Source organism: Pseudomonas sp. HMSC076A11, from assembly GCF_001810205.1.
Lineage (GTDB): Bacteria > Pseudomonadota > Gammaproteobacteria > Pseudomonadales > Pseudomonadaceae > Pseudomonas > Pseudomonas aeruginosa.
Genome location: NZ_KV800314.1, coordinates 389077 through 413211, shown reverse-complemented (window position 1 = coordinate 413211; position 24135 = coordinate 389077). Strand labels below are relative to the sequence as shown.

Below are 24135 nucleotides of genomic sequence, written 5' to 3'. Positions count from 1 at the left end.
AGGGCTAGTCCTCCAGCCCTGCGCAATCGGCGCAGATAGAGAAACCCTCGCTATCGACTGGCACCTGGACCGCGTCGCAATATTCGCAGGAACGTCGCCTGCCGGTTCCGCAGGCATCGGGCTCGTCGAGCGCGCCGAACGTATCTTCGTCACGCTCGTCCTCGAGGTAATCGTTATCCAGCAGGTGATCGTGTTCGGGTTCGTGAATATCGTCTTCGTCGCTCATCTTCGACTGCCTGCCGGCTGCGTGAGGCGGTCTTATAAAGGCAGCGACAGCGCCCGTCAACGGCTCAACCCAGGTACAGACGCAGTTGCAGCCGGATTCGCTCCGGCTCGCCGTCGATCGGCGCAGGGCGACTGTCGAATCGCTGGGCGCCCTGGACCATGTAGAACGCTTAGGCATGCAAATCGGCTCCTCCCCCTGCCTCATTGCACTAGAATCGCCCGGCGCAGCGCCTGCGCCCTCAAGCCTCTTTCGTAGAAAACACCATGAGCAAACTGCAACATATCGGCCTGTTCCTGTTCGTTCTTCTTTCCGCCGGCCTGGCGCTCGGCTACCGAGTCGACTGCCCGGACGGCAGCCATGTCGAGACCTACCTGCTTCGCGGCCTGGGCGCGCGCCTCCTCGGCAACGATCTCTGCGAGCAGGCAGCGCCCTGACGCCGGGCGTTCCCGGATCCGACGGCGCCCGCCTATCGAGCCGGCAAGCCTCCGCCAACGCCAAGCCTTGCCGAAACGATGGGCCACCAGCGCTAACCGGCCAGTTGCAACCAGAGCGAAAACACGCCCAGCGCACACCAGAAGCCGGCGAACAGGAACGGCACGCGTCGCGAGAACAGCAAGGTTTTCTCGAAGCTGCCGCGGTTGACCTCGCGTTCGCTGAACAATGGCGAATCATCGTAGGCCAGGCCGATCTCCGGATCGCTGTGCAACAGGCAGGACTGCTTGAACTGCCAGTGGCAGATGATCTCCGAGGATGCCTGGATGCCCGGCCAGGCATGCAGGGAATTGACGATCCCGAGCAGTGCCAGGAGCGCCGGCACCACCAGGGTGAACAGCTCGCCCCAGGCCGGGTTCAGGTTGGCCATCGACGAGGCATAGGCGATGACCAGGAACGACTGCGCCGTCAGGTAGGCGTTGGTCCGACTGGATAGCTGGCCCGTCTCGTAGTGGATTTCCCGCCGGTAGAAGTCCAGCCGCTCCTTGGGTGAACAGAAGATCCGGACATCGGATTCTTGCGACAACGGCCCTCCGGGCATGATCAACCTGGACACAAGCACGACACCTCGAACGAGTGGATGGGCTTGTTTGGAAAGAACCGATCCATGCCGGTTCGGAATCTCCGACGACCGTTCCCCGCGCCGGTAACGATTTCCGCCACCGCCCCGCTGGCCATGGAACTCAACGGAGCCCTGGCCGCCGCACGCCTGCGCAAGGTAAAAAGGGCGATCCTCCCGGATCGCCCTCCTGCATCAGAACAACGCCCCCAGGTAAGCCGCCGCGCCGCCGCCGAACTGTGCACCGACGTTGACCCCGGCCATCAACAGGGCGCCACGGGACGATTGCAGTAATTGCCGCGACATGCTGGCGCCCAGCGCGGCGGTCAATGGCGAGGCGCTCGCCAGCGCCACCGCCGCCAGCAGCTTGGGATCGAGGCCGAAGAGAATCGCCGTGCCCGAACCGCCGGCGATGACTCCCGCGCCGAGTTCGACGTACATGCAGGGCCCGGTGAAGTCGCCGCGGGACAGGTCGCGCCCCACCAGGCCGTCCGCGACCAAGACGGTTCCGGTGCTCGGCAACGCCTCCAGCGCACCGGCCCCGCCAACGCTCTTGCCCTTGACATTGAGGTTGACCTTGCCGAAGCGCGGCAGGCGCATGCCCAGTCCGATCCCGCCGCCCACCCCGCCATAGCGGAAGGACACGTTCTCACCCTCCGGCGAGAGCAACGTGATGGAGCCGCCGCTACCCGCCAGGAAGGCCACGGTCATGCCTCCGCCACTGGCCGTCACGTAGCGCCAGCGACTCTCGTTGAGGGGCAAGGGAATGGGAAGTTGCGACATGACTTCAATGTCCTTTTGAGGTCGGTTGGGAAGAACGCAGGCCCAGCAATCCCCTGAACCCGACAATACCGAAGAGTGCGCCGAAGCCGCAGAGGAAAGCGCTGGTTCCCCAGAGCGCGCCGGCATCGTCGACTATCGCGCTGGCCGCCGGCCGCCCAGCCTCGTAGAGGACGCGAACCGGCTCGCCCACCTGGTAGCCGAAGATGAAGCCGCCCTGGGGATAGGAAATCCGCTCGCCGGAAACGCTGGTGAAATCGATCTGCGGATGCGAACCGCCGGCATTCAAGGCGCTGACCGTCCCCTGGGCTTCCTGCGCAGTACGCAGGAAATGGTACCGCTCGACGGTCTTGAAACCGCCGGCGAGCAGGAGACCGAGTCCGAGCAGGGAAAAAAGGGAAGCGTGAAGAAGTCCGCCGATACGCGAACCGGAAGAGGTCGTCATGAGCCTTGTCGCCTGAATCATCCGTGAAGGCGCTAGGGTCGGAAAAGACCGCCCCCGCTGTCAATAGCGGCTATGCGATGAAGCGCGAGCCCAGGCGAGCACGGGCCGAGCGGCCTTTTTCGGGGCGCAAACGAAAAAAGGCGACCCTTTCGGATCGCCTTTCTTGCCCCGCCAGCAGCGCGGGATTTGTTTGGTAGGCACGATTGGATTCGAACCAACGACCCCCACCATGTCAAGGTGGTGCTCTAACCAACTGAGCTACGTGCCTGCTGATGGCGCGCATTCTACAGACCCCAAAAACACCGTCAAGCTTTTTTTTCGCTAACTCTCTGAAAAAGTGGAATTTTTATTTTCAGGGGGTCCGTTGAAAATTTTGCACGGAGGCTAGCCGGCCGATTTCGACTCGGGTAGCATCCGGGCATCCGTAAAAAATAAAAAACAGAGGTGCAAGATGCCGCACACCCCCTACCCCTCCTCCTATTACGCCGCGTCGGCCAATCCCGCGCCGCCCCGCCCGGAACTCCAGGGCGAGGTCGAAACCGACGTCTGCGTGATCGGTGCCGGCTATACCGGCCTCTCCACCGCCCTGTTCCTGTTGGAGAATGGTTTCAAGGTCACCGTACTGGAAGCCGCCAAGGTCGGCTTCGGCGCTTCCGGGCGCAACGGCGGCCAGATCGTCAACAGCTACAGCCGCGACATCGACGTGATCGAGCGCAACGTCGGCAAGCGCGAAGCGCAGTTGCTCGGCGAGATGGCCTTCGAAGGCGGGCGCATCATCCGCGAGCGCGTGGCCCGCTACGGTATCCAATGCGACCTGAAGGACGGCGGGGTGTTCGCCGCCTTCACCGAGAAGCAGATGGATCACCTGCGCGCGCAGAAACAGTTGTGGGAACGCTACGGCCACAACCAGTTGGAGATCATGGACGCCAAGCGCATCCGCGAGGTGGTGGCGACCAACAACTATATAGGTGGCATGCTCGACATGAGCGGCGGCCACATCCATCCGCTGAACCTCGCCCTCGGCGAAGCGGCGGCGGTGGAGTCGCTCGGCGGCAGAATCTACGAGCAGAGCCCGGCGACCCGCATCGAGCGCGGCGCCAGCCCGGTGGTGCATACCCCGCAAGGCAAGGTGAAGGCGAAGTTCATCGTGGTCGCCGGTAACGCCTACCTCAACGGCCTGGTCCCGGAACTGGCGGCCAAGTCGATGCCCTGCGGCACCCAGGTGATCACCACCGAGCCGCTGAACGAGGAACTGGCCCACAGCCTGCTGCCGCAGGACTACTGCGTGGAAGACTGCAATTACCTGCTCGACTACTATCGCCTCTCCGGCGACAAGCGCCTGATCTATGGTGGCGGCGTGATCTATGGCGCTCGCGATCCGGCGGACATCGAGGCGATCATCCGGCCGAAGATGCTCAAGACCTTCCCGCAACTGAAGGACGTGAAGATCGACTTCGCCTGGACCGGCAACTTCCTGCTGACCCTCTCGCGCCTGCCCCAGGTCGGCCGCATCGGCGACAACATCTACTATTCCCAGGGTTGCAGCGGCCACGGCGTGACCTACACCCACGTCGCCGGCAAGGTCCTGGCCGAAGCCCTGCGCGGCCAGGCCGAGCGCTTCGACGCTTTCGCCGGCCTGCCGCACTACCCCTTCCCCGGCGGCAAGCTGTTCCGCGTACCGTTCACCGCCATCGGCGCCTGGTACTACAGCCTGCGCGACAAGCTCGGGGTCTAGTCCGCGTCGACAGAACGGCACCCCGGGGTGCCGTTTTTTCCATCCGCGCCTCAACCTTCGCTACGGATCTGCGCATGACTGATCAGGGCGAAGATCAGGCTACCGCCGACGATGTTGCCGCCCAGGGTAGGCAGGGCGAACTTCAGCAGGAACTCGGCCCAGCCGATTTCCCCGGCGAACGCCAGGTAGCCTACCTCCGCCGAGCCCACCACGATGTGGGTGAAGCTGCCCAGCGCCATCAGGTAGGTGACCATCGCGATGATCCAGATCTTCGCGCCCTCCGCCGCCGGGATCAGCCAGACCATGGTGGCGATCATCCAGCCGGAAACGATGCCCTTGGCGAACATTTGCGCCAGGTCGTTGTGCATCACCTCGCGGCCGATCTCAAGGAACGCCGCGTCGGCCGCTTCATTGAATATCGGCAGATGCAGCACCGCCCAGGCGAACAGCAGCGTACCGACGATATTGCCGAACAGCACCACGCTCCAGAGACGCAACAGTTGCCAGGCCTTTTCCAGGGTCGGCTCGGTCATCACCGGCAACACGGCGGTCAGGGTGTTTTCGGTGAACAGTTGCTGGCGGGCGAGGATCACTGCCAGGAAGCCCATGGGATAGCCGAAGCTGCTGACGATGATCGCCCACTCCTGCTCGGGCAAGGCAGCGCGGAACAGGCCCATGCCCATCAACGAGAGGCCGATGGTCAGCCCCGCGGCCACCGCCGACCACCAGAGTGCCGCCAGCGTGCGCTGCAACTCGTGTTCGCCCTGGACGCGAATCACCTCGTGCAGGACAGCGGCGCGCGGTGGCTGCTTGTCGTCGATCTCCCGCCGCTCGTTGGCGGTCAGCGCCGTGGCCGAACGTCCGTCGGCCGGTTTCTCTTTCCGCTCCTCGCCGCGCGCACGCGGCTTGCGCATGCCCTCCGCCGCATGCCCCTGGCGCTTGCCCGCCGCACCGCCCTTGGCCGGTTGCCGGGGGGTGGGGGGCGAAGTCCGCTTGTCGTTGGCCATGTTCTGCACCTGAGTGGGGTCCTCCCAGGTATAGAGCCGTCTCGCTGGAACGGGGTTCCGACAACCTTCGGCTCCGCCGCCTCAGCGGGGCGGTGCGCCAACGGGACAGGCCGGCAGCTCGGCGCACCGCGCCGCGGGTGCGACGGCCTGCGGCAAGGCCGCAGCGAAGCGGGCTTCCCCAGGCTGCAATGCCCGCGCGCAGGCCTGCGCCTGGCGCGCCGGCGCCGCGCAACCGCGTTCCGCCAGCAACTGGGACAGGTTGAACCAACCCGCGGCGAAATCCACGCGACGCTCGACGCTGGTGAGCATGGCCTGTTCGGCAGCGGCGGAATCGCCTGCGGCGTAGCGACTGTTGCCCAGGGCAAACCAGGCGAAGGCGTCCTCAGGCCAGCGTCGCACGGCTTCTTCGTAGGCGCGCCGGGCAACCTTGGGGTGGCCGGTTTCCTCGCTGTCACTGGCGGCCTTGAGCCACGGGACCGCCGCTGCCGTGGCCGGCAGGCGGTCACCCGGCAGGGTCAGCACCGCCCAGCGCCCCGAACGCTTCCAGGTCGACTCGAAGCTGGTGAAGTCGGTAACCCAGCGCCGGGTGATGCCCGAGCGCAGCACCAGTTCGCGGCGCTCCCGATCGAAACCGACCACCACCGCGAAGTGCCAGCGCGGCCACCAGGAGAAAGCCTGGTTCTGTAACACCAGCACCGGGTTGCCCGCCGCGACCTCCTCGAGCACGCTCTCCAGTCCGCCTTGCAGCGGATAGACCAGCATGCCGTGGCGGCGCGCCGCGGCGACCATCTCCAATTGCAGGCTGCCCTCGCGACCGGGAATGAACACCTCGTCCTTCAATTGCCCCGGCGTCAACGCCAGGCCGCGCTGGCCAAGCATCATGGCCAGCGCGGCGGGACCGCACTGGTAGGCTTCCTGGGGGAAGAACGGCACTTCGCGCAGCTCCACCCGTGCGGGCAGCGCCGCGCTTTCCGGCGGCAGTCTCGGCGGCTGCGCGCAGCCGCCGAGCATTGCGGAGACCAGCAGTGCCCCTGCCAGCCGCCTCACCGATTGATGCATTTGATGAAGCTGAAGATATCCGTGGCGCAAAGCATGTCGGTGATGATGAAGATCACCAGGAACAACACGATGATGCCGATGATGCCGCCCGCCGGCGCCTGGTCCAGCTGCTGGTTGAACTGCGCCAGCTCGGCGTTGGTCAGGCTGTTGATGCGACTCGCCACCTGGTCGCGGGGCACGCCCATGGCCTCCAGCTTCTTCTGGACGCCCTGGTCGTCGAGCATCTTCAGCAGTTGCTGGCGATCGAGGTTGTGCTGTTGTTGCTGCATGACTTCCGCAGTACCGATCATCGCTGCCTGGGCGAGCGGAACCTCGGCGAAGGTGAGCAGGTGCAGCGCTGCCAGGACGGCAGCGACACGGCGGATGCTTGTTGTTGTTCTCATGGGAATGACCTCTGCGTGAAACCCGGCTATTAGTCCTGGAAGGCGAGGCTTGGTTCCGCAACGCCCACCTTTCCTGAGTATCGTCCCGATCGCCGTTTTCCGCCGCCTCGGCGCCGATCCCCGCCCCTCTGGCGAGACGACGACCCGCCGCCCCCAGGCGACGAAACGGCGTCCGCCTTTATGCAATTCGCATATACTCCGGCTCGCCGCGAGAAAACCGGAGCATGCGCGATCTCGGCGACATCGACGCATATCCCCGCCGCAGCCTCGTACACGGCGTCGAAACCGCGCGCCGCCCCGGACGACAGAGCCTCCGGCACGGCGAAAACTAAGGATTCCTGAGCTTCCATCTTGTCCAGATTTGCCCAACCTTGAGCGAGCGGGCCAACGGGACGGGAGTTGTATGGATGCTAGGTACCCGGCTAAAAGCCGCAAGAATCAGAGCGGGATACTCGCAGAAACAGTTGGGCATGCTGGTGGGAATGGACGAGTTTTCCGCCAGCGCACGGATGAACCAATACGAACGCGAACGGCACTCCCCCAACATGCGGACTTCCGAACAGCTGGCCATGGTCCTCCAGGTCCCCATGGCCTACCTCTATTGCCCCGAGGACGAGCTGGCCGAGCTCATCCTCAAGGTGTCCAGCCTGACACCCGAGTTCAAGAAAGAGCTGACGCGTTTCATCGAACAGTTGCTCGCGGCCCAGGGATCAACCAGCCGCCAGCCTGTACGCACAAGGAGTGAACTGTGAACAAAAGCTTGGATTCAGACTCGATAACCACCGCCATAATGGCCCTGCGTCGCCTACGCGACACGCACCCGGAGCAGTACCGGGAGCTGCTGCCGTTGTGCGCCTCGGGGCTGGTGGAGACCCTGGTCGGACAGAGCGACGGGGACGACCGCAGGAAGGCCGAGACGCAGAGCGAGACCATCGCCCGCTGGACCTGGCTGCAGTTGCTCGGCTGGGCCCAGAACAACAGCCTCAGCCAGCAGCAGATCGAAAGCCTCTACAGCATCGTCGAAGGCATCCGCAGTTGCCGGCCGCTGATGCAGGAGCGCGCCCGTCTCCTGCAACTGGCGCGAGGCTGAGGCCCCGGCGCGGCTAGAGGCCGTACCGGGTTGCCTGGAGATGAGCGAACATGCCACCGTCGGCCGGGATGACGACACCCCATAGCCGGCGCGAGGCGTCAGCGAAGCCAGCTGGACGAACCAGGGCTTTGAGGTGGCATCGGCGAACTTCTTGAACTGCCAGGCCGGTCCGCCCATATAGGTGGGGCTGCCGTAGACGATGGCATCGGCTTCGACGAGCCGAGCAACTTCGTCCAGTTCTTCAAGCGCGAGGACGGCCAGGTGCGCCGAAGCCTTCCGCCGCGAACAGCATGGCGGCCGAACGCCAGCCTTGCCGCAGCGCACAGAGCGCACGTGACCTGGCGCCCGTAGCGCTCCGGCCTGATTCGCAGTTTCGTCACGCCGGCGCGCGGCCTGGCGCAAATGTGAACGGTTGCCGCCACGCTGGGAGAGGCTTCTTCCTAGACTCCGCGCCACGTTCACTCAGAGGAGAAACAACGTGGCCAAGACATGGATCTACGCAGCCTCGGCCGCCGCCATCGGCGGTGCGCTGATCGGCGGCTGGCTGCTCGACCCGGCTCCGCCCGAGGCATCGCCGCAGGCCCGCCAGTCCCCCGCCGCCCAGGCAGCCGCCGCCCCGACAGCGGCGCTCGCGGCGCCGGCGGCGGACGCTACCCGCATGCTCGCCCCGCCCCCCGTCACGACGCCCGCGCCACGCGAGCGGGTGACGCTCTGGCAAGGCGAACTGCGCAGCCGCGAAGGCGCCCAGGGCATTCCCGAATACCTGGCGCAGGTCGAACCCGCCCTGCTCGACACGCTGGCGCTCGGCCAGGTGCTGGAAATGAGCCTGCCGGGTCGCGAGCGGCCCTTGCAGGCACGCCTCGCCAGCACCCATAACAGCGCCGGCCTGCCGGTCTGGCGCGGCGGCCTGGTGGACGGCGACGAGGCGGAAAGCCTGACCGTGGTGCGCGGCAGCCTGGAAACCCACATCAATGTCGCCACCCTCGACGGCAGCTACTCGATCATCGTCGACAACCGCAGCGGCAAGACCCGGGTGATCGACGAGAACGACATCGCCGCGCGTAGCGACCCGCATGGCGATCATGTCGACGCGCCGCTCGCCGAGCTGCCACCGATGCCGCCGCCCGCCCAGGGCTGAGCCCACCTTCCCAGCATGTTTCCCCAGCGGTGCCCTCGGGGCGCCATGGCTTCCTATTGTCCGAACACAGGCAACCCATGAAGAAATCCCTGCTCTGCTCCACCCTAGCCCTGGCGGTAGCCTCTGCCGCCCAGGCCGCGCCGAAGACCGTCGACATCATGGTCCTCTACACCCCCGCGGCGACCCAGACCGCAAATGGCCGCGACATCGATGCGCGGATCGCCAGCTACATCGAGTTCGCCAACACCGCCTACGAGAAGAGCGGCGTCAACCTGCGCCTGCGTCTGGTGCACAAGCAGCGCCTGGACTGGGCCGACTACCCGACGGTGACCGGCGCCAACCTCGATCGCTTCATGCGCGACCCGCAGGTGCAGCGCCTGCGCGAGCAGTACGGCGCCGACCTGGTCAGCCTGGTCAACCGCTCGCAGAACAGCGGCAACGGCTACATCACCTGCGGCATCGGCTACATGGGCTCGGGCGATAAGAACAGCGGGCGCTTCCACGGCAACGCCAAGGACATTGCCTACAACCTCACCGGGGTCGACTGCGGGCTCAACACCTTCGCCCATGAAGCCGGCCACAACATGGGCCTGCGCCACTCCTACGAGCAGGACCTGGAGTCCAGCTACTACGATCCGCGCTACGCCCACAGCGGCACCTACGAATGGAGCCGCGGCTACGGCGTGCAGGGGCGCTTCGCCACCGTGATGGCCTACCCGCATGCCTTCGGCACCAACAAGCAGGCACCGTTCTTCGCCAACCCGCGCCTGGTCAACGCCGAATGCGCCAACCAGCCCTGCGGCCGCGAAGAACACGCCGACGCCGTACGCGCGCTGAACAGCATGGCCACGCAGATCGCCGACTTTCGCCCGACCAAGGTACCCGGCACGGTCAACCCGGGCTCCGGCGGCGACACGCCGACCCCGCCGGACCTGCCATGGTGCACGAAAGCCAAGCTCGGCGGCCTGCTCGGCGATGGCGAGTTCGCCAGCATGGAAGGCTGGCGCGCATGGTCCGGCAACGCCCAGCTGAGCCTGGTGAACGTCGCCAAGGGCTGCCGCGACAATGCCTTGCTGGTCGACGTGCGTGGCTTCGACCTGCTGGTCCGCCCCATTGCCCCCCTGCGCGCCGGCAGCGGCTACCGGCTGAGCGGCAAGGTCATGCTCAAGGCCGCCAATACCCGTGAAACCGTGCGCATGGCGCTGCTCAGCGAACGCGCCGATGGCGCCCTGGCCTACAACCCGGCGCAGAGCGTCGAACTGTCGGTCAGCGGCAACGAGTTCAGTCGCCTGGAGAAGACCTTCGACTACCGTCCCGCCGCCGACCAGCGCAACCTCTACGTGGCGGTCTGGAGCGACAGCGGCGCCAGCCTGCTGGTCGACGAGATGAACCTGCAGGAAGCCCAGGCCGCGCCGCCGAGCGTACCGCCGGCGCCGAAACGCATCGCCTACGACTTCGAGAGCGGCATCGGCGGCTGGAGCGGCGTGCATGCCAGCGCCCGCGCCACGCGCGTCGCCAGCGCCGGGCGGCTGGCCCTGGAAGCCTACCAGCGGCGCTACGCCGGCACCGGCGCGAGCACCAGCCTGCTGGGCAACCTGGAAGCAGGCCGGACCTACGCGTTCAGCGCGGACGTACGGGTCGGCGACGGTCGCGGCTCGCAGGCCATGACCTATGCCTACCTCTACCTGGAAAGCCAGGGTCGGCCCGGCGAATACCTGCCCCTGGGCTACAAGGTGGTCGAGAATGGCCGCTGGGCCAGCCTGCGCGGCCAGGTGCAATTGCCGAAGGGGCCGATCAAGCGTGCTGAACTGATGATCCTCAGCGGTAACCAGCAGGAGTCGATGTTCATCGACAACGTCCAGTTGCTGCAGAAGTAGGACGCTTCCCCTCCATGCCCCCGGCGGGCACGGAGGGGATTTTGCGGAGCGCTCCAGGCCGGATGCAGCGATCAAGAAATTATCGTTTTACGATAATTTATTATTAAACTATGATCACTCCGGTTTCCCTCGTTTCCGAGGGGCCTGCCCACCTTCCCAGGAGTACCCCCGATGACAAGCGACCGCCTGGCCGGCTACAGCCGCCTGATGGCTACCCTGACCCTGCTGTTGATCGCCGGCATGCTGCTGCTCAACGCCGCGTGCTGGATCTTCCCCGACCTCGCCAGCGAGCACGGCCTCGGTTTCGCTCTCACCGCCACCGGTGTCGCCGGCGACCTCGGCGTTGTGGCGCGGGACATGCCGCTCTGGCAGGCCCTCGGCGGCATCCTCCTGTCGAGCCTGCCGCTGCTGGTCCTGGCCAGTGGACTGCAGGCGCTGCGAAGGCTGTTCCAGCACTACGGGCGCGGCGAGTATTTCTGCGAAGACGCCGCGGCGCTGCTCGGCAAGGTCGGCCTGTGCCTGGCTTGCTGGGTGCTGGCGAACTTCCTGCTGGAACCGCTGCTGACGGTCTGGGTCACCTTCCTCCAACCCCAGGGGCAACGCATCGTCAGTCTCAGCTTCGGTTCGGCGGAACTGGTCAGCCTGTTCGCCGCCGCCTCGGTGATGGTGATCGCGCGCATCCAGCGCAAGGCCGCCCTGCTCGCCGAGGAAAACCGCCAGTTCGTCTGAGGTCCGCCATGCCCATCGAAATCAGGCTGGACGTCATGCTCGCCCTGCGCAAGGCCAGGTCCAAGGACCTGGCCCAGGCCATCGGCATCACCGAACAGAACCTGTCGCTGCTCAAGCAGGGCAAGGTAAAGGGCATTCGCCTCGCTACCCTGGAGGCCATCTGCGCCTACCTGGCGTGCCAGCCGGGAGACCTGCTGGAGTACCTGCCCGGCCCGACCGAGGAGTGACAGCCGGGCGCTTATGCGCTCGAGCGAGGGGGAGCGCACCAAAGGGTATTTAGGCCAAGCCCCCTTTCGCCGCTACAGTCGCGGTTCATCCACCAGACATGGGCGAGGCCGGGCATGGCGAAATCCTCCGAACGATTCGAATCCCTGCGCCGGGATATCGACGCACTGGCCCGCCGGCTCGACGTGCCGTCGGTGCTGATCATGCGTTCCCTGCCCCGGCACATGCGCGTCGAGGCCTCCGCCGGACGCCTGGAGGACACCTACCCGATCGGCGCCGAAGGCCGCAAGAGCGTCCATGAAGACGGCGCCAAACCCCTCTACTGCGAACGCGTGGTCGACCGCGACGCCCCATTGCACGTGCGCGACTCGCGCCAGGAGACGGAATGGGCCGGCAACGAGGATGAAGTCGAGTTCGGCCTGAGCAACTACCTTGGCTATCCGGTTCATGCGCCCGACGGCACCCCGTACGGCACCGTCTGCGTACTCGACAGCCGACCGCGCGACTATTCGGCCGAGGAACGAGCCCTGCTGGAAGAATTGCGGCGCAAGGTCGAGGCGCTGCTGGCGGAAACCGTCTCATGACCTAAGGTCAATCGGATACCGCGGCGCACAACCGCGCCGCCTCCGCCCGCCAGACGAGGACCTTCCGTGCACGCCCGCCGCCTGCCCCGCCTCTTGCCGCTCGCCCTCGCCTTCCTGCTTTCGCCCGCCGCCTTCGCTGCCGACACGCCAGCCGCCGAGCTGCTGCGCCAGGCCGAAGCCGAACGCCCGGCCTACCTCGACACGCTCCGGCAACTGGTCGCGGTGGACAGCGGTACCGGCCAGGCCGAAGGCCTCGGCCAGTTGTCCGCGCTGCTCGCCGAACGCCTGCAGGCGCTCGGCGCGCAAGTCCGCAGCGCACCGGCGACGCCCTCGGCCGGCGACAACCTGGTGGCCACCCTCGATGGCACCGGCAGCAAGCGCTTCCTGCTGATGATTCACTACGACACCGTGTTCGCCGCCGGCAGCGCGGCGAAGCGTCCGTTCCGCGAGGACGCGGAGCGCGCCTACGGACCCGGCGTGGCCGACGCCAAGGGCGGCGTGGCGATGGTGCTGCATGCCCTGGCGCTGCTCAGGCAGCAAGGCTTCAGGGACTACGGACGGATCACCGTGCTGTTCAATCCCGACGAAGAGACCGGCTCCGCCGGCTCGAAGCAACTGATCGCCGAGCTGGCCCGGCAGCAGGACTACGTCTTCTCCTACGAGCCGCCGGACCGGGACGCAGTGACGGTAGCCACCAATGGCATCGACGGCCTGCTGCTCGAGGTGAAGGGTCGCTCGTCCCATGCCGGCTCGGCACCCGAGCAAGGCCGCAACGCCATTCTCGAACTGTCGCACCAGTTGCTGCGTCTCAAGGACCTCGGCGATCCGGCGAAAGGCACCACGCTGAACTGGACCCTCGCCAGGGGCGGCGAGAAGCGCAACATCATTCCCGCCGAGGCTTCGGCGGAAGCCGACATGCGCTACTCGGACCCGGCCGAGAGCGAGCGGGTACTGGCCGACGCCCGGAAGCTGACCGGCGAACGCCTGGTCGCCGATACCGAAGTCAGTCTGCGTCTCGACAAGGGTCGTCCGCCTCTGGTGAAGAACCCCGCCTCGCAGCGCCTGGCGGAAACCGCACAGACGCTCTACGGCCGAATCGGCAAGCGCATCGAGCCGATCGCCATGCGCTTCGGCACGGACGCCGGCTACGCCTACGTGCCCGGCAGCGACAAACCGGCGGTGCTGGAAACCCTCGGCGTGGTCGGCGCCGGCCTGCACAGCGAGGCGGAATACCTCGAACTATCCAGCATCGCCCCCCGCCTGTACCTGACGGTGGCGCTGATCCGCGAGCTGTCCGCCGACTAGCGCCGACGCCCGCAGCCAGCCTCAGGTACGGAAGCGGCCGAGCACCACGCGCAAGCCAGCCATGTGCTCCTTGACCCTCTGGTTGGCCGAAAGCACTGCGGCGGTCCCTTCGTGGGCCTGCTCGGAGAGTCCGGAGACGTTGGTGATGTTGCGGTCGATGTCCTGGGCCACCTGGCTCTGTTCCTCGGCGGCGGTCGCGATCTGCTGGTTGAGGCCGTCCAGTTCTTCCACCGTGGCGACGATGCGCCCCAGCGCCTGGGCCGCGCTGTCGGCCTCGACGAGGTTGCTCTGGGCATGGCTGGCGCTACCGCGCATGGCGGCGACCGCATCGTTGGCGCCGTCCTGCAACTGCTCGATCAACCCCTGGATCTCCTGGGTCGACTGCTGGGTACGGTTGGCCAGCGAACGCACTTCGTCCGCCACCACGGCGAAGCCGCGCCCGGCCTCCCCGGCCCGCGCCGCCTCGATGGCGGCATTGAGCGCCAGCAGGTTGGTCTGCTCGGCGATGCTGCTGATCACCGTAAGCACCTGGCCGACACTGCCCGCATGCTGGTGCAGGGTGTTCAGCGCCAGGGCGGTCTGCTCCAGTTCCTCCGCCAACGCACCGGTCTGGCTGCTGGCGTGCTCCACCAGACGCCGTCCCTCGTGGGCCAGGGCCGCGGCGTCGCGCGTGGAGTGCGCCGCATGGTTGGCGTGGCGGGCGACCTCGGCCACGGTGGCGCTCATCTCGTTCATCGCGGTGGCCACCTGGTCCAGGTCCTGGTGCTGGCGCGCCACCTGGTCGCCGGCGCCGAGCGCCTGCTCCAGGGCCTCGGCCACGTCCTTGTCGGTCTCTGCCGCGCTGCGCTTGACGTTCGCCAGCAAACCGCTGACGTCCTGGCGCATCCGCTCGTAGCCAGCGACGATGCGGCCGATCTCGTTGTCCGCATGGCCCGCCGCCAGGGCATGGGTGAAGTTCGCCGCGCCGACCTCGGTCAGCGCCACTTCCAACCCACGCAACTGCCGCATCAGCGGCGCCAGGCCGAACTGCCGGCCGAGCACCACCAGCACCAGGATCGCCAACAGGCAACCGAAGGCGATCCACATCTGGGTGTGCTGGACACTGTCGGCGCGCGCGCTCATCAGCGAGACCAGGTTGTTCAGCTCGCCCAACAGCTCGGTGGAATACTGCGAGAAGCCGCGCAGATCGACCTGGCTGGCAGGCTGTGCCACCTGGTCGAGCATGGCCCGGTAGCGGCCCCAGATCTGCGCCACCTTCTGCCGCTGGGCGGCGATCTCCGGCGCGCCCATCCGGCTCACGTTGCGCTCGGCATTGCCCGCATCCAGATCGGCGGCCGAGCGTTCGTACTGGGCGATGGTCGCGGCCAGGGCCTTTGGGTCGCCGGCGCCGAGTCGCAATTGCAGCGCCTCGCGGGCCATCTTCTGGCTGAGCATGCGCTGCGCGCCGGCCACGTTGATGGTTTCCGGCGAGATCGACATGCTCAGGTACAACGCCACCGAGGCGCAGGCGGCCAGGCCGAACATCAGTGCATAGGACAGCAGGAACTGGGCGTTCAGGGTCTTCAACCCGAGCCCCCGTAGAATCCGATCGAACACCCTGGCGACGCTTTCGTTCATTGGTTTTTCCCCACTGGACTACAGAAACCGATAACCACCCCATCGGCCCGTCGCGCCTGGGCTTGAATCGGCACTTCGCCGACTCCATCCCCGAGCGCCTCCCTCTCCAGGGCGTGGCCCCCGGCGGACAAGGCCTGAAGACAGTTTGCCGCTGCGGCATCGGGACGCGCCCTGTAAACTCTGGCAGGTACCCGGCACGCCGCGCCGGAGACGTCATGGAACCCAACCCGCAAGGACGCCCGCGTGATCCCCGTCGCCCCTCTTCCCCTGATCGTCCCGCTCATCTACCTGTCGTCGTTCGTCGCCGGCATCTGGCTGCTGGTCTGGCTATCGCTCCTGGCCTTCAGCCCGCGCGCGCGCCAGCGCTTGCGCCGCCGCTGGCCGAGCCGCGGCCTGCTGATGCTGCTCCTGCTGATCCCGTTGGGACTGCGCGCCTGGCTGGAGATCGGTCTCTGGCAGTACGAGCGCGAACGTGCACGCGAGGAAGCCGCGCACAGCGCCGTGCTCGAGCGCCCTACCCGCCTCGGAGGCATCGAGATGCCTGCCGGCACCCGGCTGAAGCTGGAACTCAAGCACCAGCCGGAAAGCTTCCGAGAAGCCGAATTCCCCACCCCGGTGACGATCCGCGGCGTCGCCACCCGCCACCTGCAACGCTGGCTGCAGAGCGAGCAGGACAACCCGCAGGACCCATGGAAAACCACCGGCGTCCATCCCACTTCGCTGCGCCTGCGTGGCGAGGGAGTCGCCGAGATCGAAGGCTGGCGTTGCGACGCCAGCCAGGAAATCGCCTTCGCCAGCGAGCGCGACGGGCGTCCCGCCGCCTTCGAAGGCTGTAGCCTGGCGATCGGCAACCGCGCCGACGACATCGACTTCCCCGCCGGTGCGCGATTGTTCGCCAGCGATGGCATGGTCTACACCGACGGCTACCGCGACGCCGAGCGCTGGCGGGTAATGCCGGAAACCGGGCAACGGGTGTCGGTGCGCGGCATCGCGCTGAGCGGCGGCGCCCTGGCCTTCGACCGCGACCGCCGCCTGTACGGCCTCGGCGGTACGGTCCTCGCCGAGGCCTTGCAACTGGGCGCCTGGCACTACCCGGCAGGCACCGAGGTCAGCCTTTCACCCCGCGCCGCCTGGCCCGCGCAACATCCGCACGCCTGGCTGTTCAGTCCTACCCGCGAAGCCGCTTCGCATGCCTCCGGCGAGCGCCTGGAACACGGCGTCTCGCTGTTGCAGACGCTGGACGGCCAGGAACTTGAGCGCCTCGACAACCGCGCGGCAGGGGTCATCGACTTCATCGAACTGGAGATCGGCGACGAACGCTGAACCTGCGCCGCGCGGTTATCTGAGGCTCAGCCAGCAGCGCGGCGGGAAGGGCAATCAGGAAATGGACGAGGCGCATGGACCCTCCGTGGCCATCACTGCGGTATGGCTAGGCATTTTCCCGATCCTGCGGGAAAAGCGATGCCGCTTCGCTTGCCGCACAGCGAAACAGGGCTAGCCTTATCAATGTGACTTTCTCCTATGGTGGTCACCAAAGCCCCGGGGGCCGCTCATCCCTCCGGGGCTTTCCCCCCGCCTGCTGCCTCTCCCCTCCTTGATACAGCAGCCCATCGCAGTTCAACGAGGAAACCCGATGAAACTCAGCATTGTCGCCCTGGGCCTGTTGTCCATGGCAGGGGTGCTCATCTGCACCTATCTGATCCTGAAATCGCTCAGCGCCATCTGATATCGCTCGTGCACGAAGCTGTGGATCGCCCATGGGCAGATCCAGCAGTCCGCGCGTAGGATGGGCAGGCCCGCTTCCTGCCCATTTTCCGCCAGGAAAAGAGAGGAATTCCTTTCCGAGATTTCCACAGAGGTCATGGATGAAAAAAAGCCCCCTGCTGATACTGAGCGTACTCCTCGCCGCGTGCGGCCCCGACAAGCTGATTTCCGACCTGCCGTCCCCGAACGGGCAATACCACGTCGAGGTTCGGAAATGCCCGGAGAAAGGTTCGATCACCTGGGGCGAAGAAATACAGGTCTCCCTCCTCGAAACCGGGAAATCGGAAAAGTGCCATGCAGTCGTGCGGTCGCTGGCGCAATTCGACCTGCGCGCATCCGCGGACCAATTGCAACTGGAGTGGCTGTCCGATACGGAACTCAGGGCCTGGCACCCTAGCTTCGAGCCCGGGAACCAACCGAACGGCTCGCGCCTGAAGCGCGATGCGCCGGTGAAGATGGTCTTTGCGCCGAAGCGCTGAGCGACTCAAAGGACGCACTTGTATTCCGCCGCAGCAGGAGATGTCAAAGCAGTCCGCTTACTCGAGCTACACACCCGCGAGTGCCTGATTAAAGACTGGCAAATATGAAACAAAGCGGCGCCATCCACAGCGCCAGGTTGATCGTCCATTGCAGCGCTCTTTCGCGAGCGCTTCCCAGCTTTCGCTGCTGGAGCACGAATGCCAACGCAGGGGAATGCAGCAACAGGGCGCAGGCAGGAAAGACCAGCAGGTAGGCGATCAGCCCAGGCGCATTCATATTGGGATAGCTATGGCTGACGAGCGATCGCCAGTACGCCACCAGGAAAGCGCTCGCGACCGCGAGGCTGAGTCCCAGGCTGATGCGGCTATACCACTTCATCGAGACCCTCCCGACGCGCCTTCCGGACCTACGCCGATCGCTCCGGAAAACGGCCCGATCCGCCTCGCCTCACCCTGCTTCAGTCAGAGCGGCTCAGGGCTTCCGGGGTTCGTTGCCGAGCAGACGATCGAGTTCGCCCATGACGCGATCGCTCTTGGCCTCTTCGAGCTTGCGCCGGGCCTCGGCGAGATTGGCCTGGGCGCGCTCCATCTCGACCATACCGACGGCGGTGATCACCGCCTGCAATGGCACGCCCCTGCCGGTGGAGCGCATGCCATTGCGTTCGCGCTCCTGCGGCGCGCAGATGAACTGGAGGACAGCCTCATGGCTTTCGTTGGGCAGCGGGGTCCAGCCCTTGGCGAAGGTGAACTGGAGGTTCGTGGGTTGCCCGTTGTTGGAGAAGGTCTTGGCGTTGACCACCTTCACCTCTCGCGTATCGCAGCGGTACTGGTGCGCGCTGAGTAGATGGAAGGAGTCGAACAGCATGGCGATCTGCAACTGCCAGGCGTTTTCGATACCCGGCACCGGTGCCAGCGAATCGGCATCGGCCAGGAACACGTCAAGCTCGGCAGGGTCGTCGCCCTTGTGTACCACCCACCAGTCTTCGGCCCAGGCATGGCCGGATGCGGCCAGCAGCGCGGCGCACAGCCAAGTCGCGGCACTGCGGGAAACCTTGCGATATACGTTCATGTCACCTTCCTTGTGGGGAAATGCTTCCCTGCCGATCGTGGATAGGGGCGGCACCCGGCGCGCCCCTGAGCGAACACCCGCTATTTCAATGACAGCGGCACGCCCCAGACCGGGTCTTCCATGCCCTGCTTGCGCAGCGGCGTGATCTGCAGGGGCTGGAGCCTGGACAGCAGTTGCCGGTGCTTGTCGCTCAGGGCCCGCTGGGCGATCAGGGACTGGCTGAAGTCCATCGGCGCCGGCCAGGTGTAGACGGTCAGGTTTTCCAATGGGCATTCGATCTTCTTCGGATCGATCGCCCGGCACTTCGACTGCTGGTACTTGTAGCCGGGGGTCTTCAGGTGCATGCGCGGGGCCAGCAGCAATTGCCCGCCCTGCACGGTGAAGCTGGCCAGCGCCTTGTCGACCGGCAGGCGCGCCTGGACCTTGATCGAGGGCACGTCGCGGGAGTCGGTCTGCTGGTAATAGCCGGCCTGGGAGCCCTGGGTCGTCTGCGTGTATTGCTGCTCGCCCCAGCTCACGCAGGCGCCCGAGGCCACATGCACGGCGGTGCAGACCTTCTCGGTCTTGATCTCGCTGCCATAGGTGGCATCTTTCCAGACTTCTTCCCGGTAGTACTCGCGATACAGCTCGGGGGACAGGTACGCGGTGCCGTTGGCGCCATGGCCCGAACCGGGCGGACCGCTGCGGGCGCCGACCTGGTCGAGCAAGCCATGGATCTGGTAGTCGTCGCCGCCGGTCAGCAGGTACTTGCCGGGCGGCAGGATATGCACCTCGAAGGCCTTGAACAGATAGGTCTCGTCGGGCTTCCGCTGCAGCGCGTTGGTCTGGAACTTGCGGCCGAAGGTCACCTTCGGGTCCTTCTCGTACTCCCAGATCGCCGTTGGCGTCCACTGGGTCATGGTCAGGGCATCGCTCAGGGACTTGTGCGGCATCACGTCGGCCACCAGTACCACGGCCATGTTCCCCTTCAGCGCCTGGTCCACCAGGTCCAGCATCTGCGCGTTGCGCGGATCGTCCATGCTGCCATAGGCGCCCGAATCGAGTTCCGACACGCAACCGGAAAGGCAAAGCAGCAAGGCGGCGGAAAGGGCAAAACGCGGGCGGGGCAGTCTCATGCATCGATCCTTGATAGAGGCTGGTGCGGGTCGTCGGACGGCCCATCTTACTGGCCCCAGCCTGGATCGCAATATTTCAAATGAACTAGGTCGGCAGGGGCACACCGGCAGGGCCAGGAGCTGCCACGGCCCGCCGGCCCTCGTTGGTTCGGCTCCTCCCGATCAGACTGCCCACAACCGGCTGCAGACCTTCAGGCGTCGGAATCGGCGCCGCCTGGCATGCCCCTCCTCGGGAAACGAGACTGAATCGCCCTGCCCGGCCGGCATCACTCAGGAAGAATGGTGATTCCGCGTGCCCTGAGACTGCGCCGGTCTTTTCGGAGAGTTTCCAGCAACCGGTCCCTTGTCTCCCGGACGTGCGATTCGACCATCCCCGCGGCGCGTTCGATATCGCATGCCCTCAAGGCGGCGATGATGGCGCGATGCTCGGCCCAGCCGTGATGTTCCGGTTGGCTCTCCAACCATCTGACACGCTGGAGGCGCGTCAGGGCCTCGCCGAGCCCCCGACTGATGAATTCATTGCGGGCCAAACCGGCAATCCAAAGGTGGAATTGGCGTCCGGCAGACTCGGTCTCTTCTGCCGAGGCATTTATCGGCACCGCATCCAGTATGGCCTCCCCCTCCCGGAGATAGCTTTCTTCCGCCTCTTTTCCACCGAGGCGAACTGCCGTTACCTCAAGCATCTCCCGGTATACGAACAATTGTTCTATTTCCTGAAGATCGATGGGCGGCACCAGCCATCCCCGGCCCTCCCTCGCAACGAGACCTTCAGCCTCAAGACGAACCAGTGCCGTGCGGATAGAGCTTCGCGAGGCCCCTGTCTGCCCTTCGAGCCAGCGCTCCGTCAGGCGCTCTCCAGGGCCGATCTCCATATCCAGAATCAAGCGGCGCAGCCGCTCTTCAGCCTGCTGAATGACCGTCATTAGGTGCCTCCGATTGACAGATCCATTGGCCAACGTCAATGTATACCAAATTGGTATACCAAATTGACTGTGTGGTATCGAGTGTCTCTGATCGGAGTCTGCTGATGCAAGGCAACATGAACGAACCCGCTATCGACTGCTGGCAACGCAACCTCGCCGTGTGCTTGTTCGGAGCCTTCACCACCGTCTTCGCCATGACACTTATCCTGCCGTTCCTCCCGGTCTACATAGGTCAACTCGGGGTATCGGGCCACGCTGCAATCGTGCAGTGGTCGGGTATCGCCTACGCCGCCACTTTCGTCACCGCCGGGTTGGTAGCACCGCTTTGGGGGATGCTTGGCGACCGCTACGGTCGCAAGCCCATGCTGGTCCGAGCCAGCCTGGGAATGGCGATCACCATGTTGCTGATGGGGCTGGCCTCCGATATCTGGCAATTCATCGGCTTGCGCTTGTTGGCGGGAATCGCCGGCGGGGACTCGTCGGGGGCAACGATCCTGGTCGCGGTGCAAGCTCCGAAATCCCGTTCGGCATGGGCATTGGGTCTTCTTTCCTCGGGCGTGATGGCCGGCAATCTGTTAGGGCCGCTGGTTGGCGGCTTCCTGCCTCCTCTGATCGGCATACGAGCCACATTCTGGGGCGCCAGTGGATTGATCTTCATTGCGTTTGTCTTCACGACCTTCATGTTGCGCGAGACTGCACGCCCCTCCGTCCCCGCCGTCGAAGAACCTCCCAAGGTCGGTTGGTCGAATATGCCCAACAAGGCGGTGATCCTCGCCATGCTGGCGACAGGCCTGCTGCTGATGATTGCCAACATGTCGGTCGAACCGATTATCACCGTCTATATCGAAACGCTGCTCGAGGACTCGAGGCGGGTGACGTCTGTGGCGGGTCTGGCCATGTCGGCGGCAGCGCTCGGAAGCATCATCTCCGCGACCTATCTGGGTAAGGTGGCCGACCGGATTGGCTACGGCGTCATCATGATAGCCGCGCTGAGCGTCGCGGCCGTCCTGCTGATTCCCCAGGCTTTCGTATATGCGGGGTGGCAACTCATCGCCCTGCGCTTCCTGATGGGCATGGCGCTTGGCGGCCTGCTTCCGTGCATGGCCGCTGTAATCCGCCATAGCGTCCCGGAGCGATTCGTCGGCTCGGCAATGGGCTGGTCGCTATCCGCGCAATTCGCCGGCCAGGTAATCGGGCCGGTAATCGGAGGGTTCGTCGGTGGCCAGTTCGGGATGCGCAGCGTTTTCCTGGTAACCAGCCTGTTGATGCTGGCAGGGGCGCTATTCAACTGGCGAGCCCTTGGGCACTCCACCCGCTAGACGGTTTTCCACCACCCAGAGGTCGTCATGACTGAGCTCGTGCTTGAATCTCCCTTTAATTCCGCCCTGCTGCTGATGGATTTCCAGGAATTCGTGCTGAACAACTTCGTGCCCGCACCTCGCGCAGCCGAGGTAGTGGCCCGCACCTCCAGATTTCTTTCCAGGGTACGGCAAACCGATATGCTTGTAGTTCATGTAACGGTGGGCTGCCCGCCCGATGGTCCGCCAATGGACAGGCGCAACAGGCTATTCCGCGAGCTACGTGAAAGTGGCTTGATCGAACCGGGAAGCCCCGGGTTGGCGATCACCGCCGCCTTGCAGCCGATCGAAAGCGAACCGGTCATTACGAAGAGTCGCGTCGGCGCCTTCACGGGTACGGAACTGGACGAGCTTCTCTGGGCGCATGATATTGAAACATTGCTCATCGCTGGAGCCACTACCTCAGGCGTAGTGCTGACGACGGTTCGCCAGGCGTTCGATCTGGACTACCAGTTGGTTGTGCTCAGAGACGGCTGTGTCGATGGCGATGCAGAGTTGCATGACTACCTCATGGCCAGAGTCATTTCCGACCACGCCACGATCACCGAAATCGATGAAGTGGCGAAAACTCTACGCATGTAGAGTGCGCCAGCCATACAGAAGCAACGGTCGTTCCCGCGTACCGCCGCCCAGACCCTTGGCAACTTCCCTCGCTCGATCCCACCTCCGATAAAAGCATCGGCGATGTGCTCGGCGACTCCTCGGGGCTATCGAAGCTGACCATCAGTAGCGTCAAGGCCACTCACCGGGAGCGCTCCTTTGGGCTGGAACCCGCCTCCCTGCCAAAAGGCTTTCAAGATCCGGGAGCTCGATACTATCGTCGAGCGCATGTAGAGAGGCCCAGTGGAGGGTAACGACTACCTCCTCGGGTCTGGCAACCATTTTGCCTGGCAGCGCCCCAGAAAATGGCGATCGAGTCCATCCCCACGAAAGATGTACCAGGGGCGGAGATTCTGGTCAGTGACTGAAAAACGGTGGCGGCCCAGGTCGAGAGGCTGATGGAGACATCATCCGAATCGAAGTACTGATGACAGCCTACGAGCCGTGCTGGAAAGCCTCGGGTTATCGGACACCGACGCTGGGCGGGTGGAACTGCTCATTACCGACGATATGGCAAAGGCCCCATCCCTGATAAAATCCCTCGCCCTGCTCCGCTCCCCCTACCGAAGTCCCGATGCGCCCAGAACCGACCAACGCCCCCGCCGCCCTCTCACGCCGCTTCTCCGTTGCGCCGATGATGGACTGGACCGATCGCCACTGCCGCTTCTTCCTGCGCCAGTTGTCCCGTCACACCTTGCTCTACACCGAGATGGTCACCACCGGCGCGTTGCTGCACGGCGATCGCCAGCGCTTCCTCCGCTACGACGAATGCGAGCACCCACTGGCGCTGCAACTGGGCGGCAGTGTGCCGGCGGAACTGGCGGCCTGCGCGCGGCTGGCGGAAGAGGCCGGCTACGACGAGGTCAACCTCAACGTCGGCTGCCCCAGCGACCGGGTCCAGCACAACATGATCGGCGCCTGCCTGATGGGGCATCCGGCGCTGGTGGCGGACTGCGTGAAGGCGATGCTGGATGCGGTGGAGATAGCGGTGACGGTGAAGCACCGCATCGGTATCAACGGGCGCGACAGCTATGCCGAGCTCTGCGATTTCGTCGGCCAGGTGCGCGAGGCCGGCTGCCGGAGCTTCACGGTGCATGCACGGATCGCCATCCTCGAAGGGCTCTCGCCCAAGGAAAACCGCGAGGTGCCGCCGCTGCGCTACGAGGTCGCGGCGCAATTGAAGAAGGACTTCCCGGACCTGGAGATCGTCCTCAACGGCGGCATCAAGACCCTCGAAGCCTGCCGCGAGCACCTGCAGACCTTCGACGGCGTGATGCTCGGTCGCGAGGCCTACCACAACCCCTACCTGCTGGCCGCGGTGGACAGCCAGTTGTTCGGCAGCGAAGCGCCGCCGCTCAGTCGCAGCGAGGCCTTGCTCCGTCTGCGTCCGTACATCGAGCGACACCAGGCCGAAGGCGGCGCGATGCATCACGTGACCCGCCATATCCTCGGCCTGGCCCAGGGCTTCCCCGGCTCCCGGCGATTCCGCCAGTTGCTCTCGGTGGACGTGCACAAGGCCGCCGATCCGCTGCGGGTTTTCGACCAGGCGCTGGAACTTCTGGCGGGGCGATAGCTC

At 65.4% G+C, this 24135-nt stretch carries 27 protein-coding genes and 1 tRNA gene; 14 read left to right on the top strand and 14 right to left on the bottom strand.

What is annotated here, in order from left to right; genetic code table 11:
* Window positions 1–4: 4 nt before the first annotated feature.
* The gene (locus tag HMPREF2716_RS29695) at window positions 5–226 is read right to left on the bottom strand and encodes a hypothetical protein (protein ID WP_003114427.1); all 222 of its coding nucleotides are present in this window, start codon (window positions 224–226) and stop codon (window positions 5–7) included.
* 263 nt (window positions 227–489) lie between these two features.
* Here HMPREF2716_RS29695 and HMPREF2716_RS20390 point away from each other — a divergent pair, with 263 nt between their 5' ends.
* On the top strand, window positions 490–660 hold the full coding sequence (locus HMPREF2716_RS20390) for a hypothetical protein (RefSeq protein ID WP_003099153.1): 171 nt from the start codon (window positions 490–492) through the stop codon (window positions 658–660).
* A 92-nt stretch (window positions 661–752) separates the two neighbouring features.
* On the opposite strand, the gene HMPREF2716_RS20385 is transcribed toward HMPREF2716_RS20390, so the two are convergent.
* The 4 genes from HMPREF2716_RS20385 to HMPREF2716_RS20370 all read right to left on the bottom strand — a co-directional run bounded on the left by HMPREF2716_RS20385 (window position 753) and on the right by HMPREF2716_RS20370 (window position 2770).
* Entirely contained in the window at window positions 753–1274 is a 522-nt protein-coding gene (locus HMPREF2716_RS20385; protein ID WP_003122551.1) for a hypothetical protein, read from the bottom strand.
* A gap of 198 nt (window positions 1275–1472) precedes the next feature.
* On the bottom strand, window positions 1473–2060 hold the full coding sequence (gene tse4 / locus HMPREF2716_RS20380) for a type IV secretion system toxin Tse4 (protein ID WP_003099160.1): 588 nt from the start codon (window positions 2058–2060) through the stop codon (window positions 1473–1475).
* 4 nt (window positions 2061–2064) lie between these two features.
* A complete protein-coding gene (tsi4, locus tag HMPREF2716_RS20375) occupies window positions 2065–2502 on the bottom strand; it encodes a type VI secretion system immunity protein Tsi4 (protein WP_003099162.1) in 438 nt (145 codons plus the stop codon).
* Window positions 2503–2693: 191 nt separating this feature from the next.
* Window positions 2694–2770 (bottom strand) — tRNA-Val (locus tag HMPREF2716_RS20370).
* A gap of 183 nt (window positions 2771–2953) precedes the next feature.
* Here HMPREF2716_RS20370 and HMPREF2716_RS20365 point away from each other — a divergent pair.
* Window positions 2954–4237: an NAD(P)/FAD-dependent oxidoreductase gene (locus HMPREF2716_RS20365; protein WP_017149134.1), complete on the top strand. Its 1284-nt coding sequence runs from the start codon at window positions 2954–2956 to the stop codon at window positions 4235–4237.
* A 50-nt stretch (window positions 4238–4287) separates the two neighbouring features.
* Here the strand turns inward: HMPREF2716_RS20365 and HMPREF2716_RS20360 are convergent, their stop codons facing one another.
* From HMPREF2716_RS20360 to HMPREF2716_RS20350, 3 genes are all read right to left on the bottom strand, one after another.
* Window positions 4288–5244, bottom strand: coding sequence for a formate/nitrite transporter family protein (locus HMPREF2716_RS20360; protein ID WP_070621997.1), 957 nt, complete (start codon window positions 5242–5244; stop codon window positions 4288–4290).
* 81 nt (window positions 5245–5325) lie between these two features.
* On the bottom strand, window positions 5326–6255 hold the full coding sequence (locus HMPREF2716_RS20355) for a PA2778 family cysteine peptidase (protein ID WP_073650805.1): 930 nt from the start codon (window positions 6253–6255) through the stop codon (window positions 5326–5328).
* Window positions 6256–6287: 32 nt separating this feature from the next.
* Entirely contained in the window at window positions 6288–6686 is a 399-nt protein-coding gene (locus HMPREF2716_RS20350) for a PA2779 family protein (protein ID WP_003090843.1), read from the bottom strand.
* Between the two features lie 407 nt (window positions 6687–7093).
* Here HMPREF2716_RS20350 and HMPREF2716_RS20345 point away from each other — a divergent pair, with 407 nt between their 5' ends.
* Window positions 7094–7438: a helix-turn-helix domain-containing protein gene (locus HMPREF2716_RS20345; protein ID WP_003115217.1), complete on the top strand. Its 345-nt coding sequence runs from the start codon at window positions 7094–7096 to the stop codon at window positions 7436–7438.
* 53 nt (window positions 7439–7491) lie between these two features.
* Here the strand turns inward: HMPREF2716_RS20345 and HMPREF2716_RS30065 are convergent, their stop codons facing one another.
* A complete protein-coding gene (locus tag HMPREF2716_RS30065; RefSeq protein ID WP_003107215.1) occupies window positions 7492–8100 on the bottom strand; it encodes a flavodoxin family protein in 609 nt (202 codons plus the stop codon).
* A 154-nt stretch (window positions 8101–8254) separates the two neighbouring features.
* Between HMPREF2716_RS30065 and bamI the strand changes: the two genes are divergently transcribed.
* The 6 genes from bamI to HMPREF2716_RS20310 all read left to right on the top strand — a co-directional run bounded on the left by bamI (window position 8255) and on the right by HMPREF2716_RS20310 (window position 13634).
* Window positions 8255–8914 (top strand): biofilm-associated metzincin protease inhibitor BamI, encoded by a 660-nt coding sequence (gene bamI / locus HMPREF2716_RS20335; RefSeq protein WP_025271157.1) that lies wholly within the window; start codon window positions 8255–8257, stop codon window positions 8912–8914.
* Between the two features lie 77 nt (window positions 8915–8991).
* Complete coding sequence (gene mep72, locus HMPREF2716_RS20330; RefSeq protein ID WP_003114786.1) at window positions 8992–10791, top strand: metalloendopeptidase Mep72; 1800 nt, start codon at window positions 8992–8994, stop codon at window positions 10789–10791.
* Between the two features lie 171 nt (window positions 10792–10962).
* Window positions 10963–11520: a DUF2975 domain-containing protein gene (locus HMPREF2716_RS20325; protein WP_003090849.1), complete on the top strand. Its 558-nt coding sequence runs from the start codon at window positions 10963–10965 to the stop codon at window positions 11518–11520.
* An 8-nt stretch (window positions 11521–11528) separates the two neighbouring features.
* Entirely contained in the window at window positions 11529–11747 is a 219-nt protein-coding gene (locus HMPREF2716_RS20320) for a helix-turn-helix domain-containing protein (RefSeq protein WP_003108924.1), read from the top strand.
* A gap of 114 nt (window positions 11748–11861) precedes the next feature.
* Complete coding sequence (locus HMPREF2716_RS20315) at window positions 11862–12329, top strand: GAF domain-containing protein (RefSeq protein ID WP_003104034.1); 468 nt, start codon at window positions 11862–11864, stop codon at window positions 12327–12329.
* Between the two features lie 66 nt (window positions 12330–12395).
* Complete coding sequence (locus HMPREF2716_RS20310; RefSeq protein WP_003114784.1) at window positions 12396–13634, top strand: M20/M25/M40 family metallo-hydrolase; 1239 nt, start codon at window positions 12396–12398, stop codon at window positions 13632–13634.
* 21 nt (window positions 13635–13655) lie between these two features.
* Here HMPREF2716_RS20310 and mcpN read toward each other — a convergent pair whose 3' ends face one another.
* Window positions 13656–15251: a nitrate chemoreceptor McpN gene (gene mcpN, locus HMPREF2716_RS20305; RefSeq protein WP_003114783.1), complete on the bottom strand. Its 1596-nt coding sequence runs from the start codon at window positions 15249–15251 to the stop codon at window positions 13656–13658.
* 243 nt (window positions 15252–15494) lie between these two features.
* On the opposite strand from mcpN, the gene HMPREF2716_RS20300 reads away from it, so the two are divergent.
* Entirely contained in the window at window positions 15495–16574 is a 1080-nt protein-coding gene (locus HMPREF2716_RS20300; RefSeq protein WP_070621995.1) for a hypothetical protein, read from the top strand.
* A 434-nt stretch (window positions 16575–17008) separates the two neighbouring features.
* Window positions 17009–17494 carry a hypothetical protein gene (locus HMPREF2716_RS20295; RefSeq protein WP_016852707.1) on the top strand — a complete coding sequence of 162 codons (486 nt, stop codon included), beginning with the start codon at window positions 17009–17011 and terminating at the stop codon, window positions 17492–17494.
* Window positions 17495–17582: 88 nt separating this feature from the next.
* Here the strand turns inward: HMPREF2716_RS20295 and HMPREF2716_RS20290 are convergent, their stop codons facing one another.
* The 4 genes from HMPREF2716_RS20290 to HMPREF2716_RS20275 all read right to left on the bottom strand — a co-directional run bounded on the left by HMPREF2716_RS20290 (window position 17583) and on the right by HMPREF2716_RS20275 (window position 20601).
* The gene (locus HMPREF2716_RS20290) at window positions 17583–17873 is read right to left on the bottom strand and encodes a hypothetical protein (RefSeq protein ID WP_003104043.1); all 291 of its coding nucleotides are present in this window, start codon (window positions 17871–17873) and stop codon (window positions 17583–17585) included.
* A gap of 93 nt (window positions 17874–17966) precedes the next feature.
* Window positions 17967–18563, bottom strand: a complete 597-nt coding sequence (locus tag HMPREF2716_RS20285) for a hypothetical protein (protein ID WP_003104044.1) — start codon at window positions 18561–18563, stop codon at window positions 17967–17969.
* A gap of 80 nt (window positions 18564–18643) precedes the next feature.
* Entirely contained in the window at window positions 18644–19678 is a 1035-nt protein-coding gene (locus HMPREF2716_RS20280; RefSeq protein WP_003090863.1) for a hypothetical protein, read from the bottom strand.
* A 266-nt stretch (window positions 19679–19944) separates the two neighbouring features.
* Entirely contained in the window at window positions 19945–20601 is a 657-nt protein-coding gene (locus HMPREF2716_RS20275; protein WP_003116580.1) for a GntR family transcriptional regulator, read from the bottom strand.
* 104 nt (window positions 20602–20705) lie between these two features.
* Here HMPREF2716_RS20275 and HMPREF2716_RS20270 point away from each other — a divergent pair, with 104 nt between their 5' ends.
* From HMPREF2716_RS20270 to dusA, 3 genes are all read left to right on the top strand, one after another.
* The gene (locus tag HMPREF2716_RS20270) at window positions 20706–21920 is read left to right on the top strand and encodes an MFS transporter (RefSeq protein WP_070621994.1); all 1215 of its coding nucleotides are present in this window, start codon (window positions 20706–20708) and stop codon (window positions 21918–21920) included.
* Window positions 21921–21947: 27 nt separating this feature from the next.
* Window positions 21948–22541 (top strand): cysteine hydrolase family protein, encoded by a 594-nt coding sequence (locus HMPREF2716_RS20265; RefSeq protein ID WP_003104048.1) that lies wholly within the window; start codon window positions 21948–21950, stop codon window positions 22539–22541.
* A 592-nt stretch (window positions 22542–23133) separates the two neighbouring features.
* Window positions 23134–24132, top strand: a complete 999-nt coding sequence (dusA, locus tag HMPREF2716_RS20260; protein ID WP_003104050.1) for a tRNA dihydrouridine(20/20a) synthase DusA — start codon at window positions 23134–23136, stop codon at window positions 24130–24132.
* Window positions 24133–24135 lie beyond the last annotated feature (3 nt).